This is a genomic window from Acinetobacter sp. A3, assembly GCF_012371415.1.
Taxonomy (GTDB): domain Bacteria; phylum Pseudomonadota; class Gammaproteobacteria; order Pseudomonadales; family Moraxellaceae; genus Acinetobacter.
In genome coordinates, this window is record NZ_JAAZQW010000100.1 from 1 (window position 1) to 597 (window position 597).

Annotated in this window: 1 protein-coding gene; it reads right to left on the reverse strand. The window is 34.5% G+C overall.

Annotated elements, in window-relative coordinates; translation table 11 throughout:
* Window positions 1-16: 16 nt before the first annotated feature.
* On the reverse strand, window positions 17-597 hold a 581-nt coding region (locus tag HHA42_RS13410), incomplete at its 5' end, for a transposase (RefSeq protein ID WP_168526876.1).

The following is a 597-nucleotide window of genomic DNA, read 5'->3' on the forward strand; positions in this document are numbered from 1 at the left end:
TAGGACTTACGCACTATTATTTATAGATTCTCTGTGGTAGCAGATGATTTTTATCGAGAATAAAGTCATCAATGAAGTTTTTGATAACTGGTCTAAATAATTTCTTCTGCCAACGATATACATTTTCAAAGATCCGCTCAAACTGGTTCTTTTGTATCTCGACGTAGGCCATCAAGGCTGAAAAAATATGATTCAAAATCAGTTTAGATCGTCTTACTTGAAACTTTTCAATATGACAAACCTGTTTAATCACCCGGTGATATTGCTCTATTTTCCAATGACTTGAATGTAATTCATGAAAACCCTCAAAGGACAATAAATCATCTTCATCTTGATGCACAATATAAAACCTCTGCTGTTCTTTTAACTGAGTCTTAAATAATTGTACAAAGCCAAAATCTTTGAGCCAGACCACTTGACCCTGATGGAAATTTGGCAATAAACGCAGTTGAAACCATTGTCCTTTTTCTGGGGAAACCTTACGGTTACAGTCGATACCAAACATAAATCGAATACCATATTTTCTTATGGTTTTTAGATTTCCAGTCGATGAATACCAACTATCACCTGTAATAAATTGAATCTTTGCACCCCAAC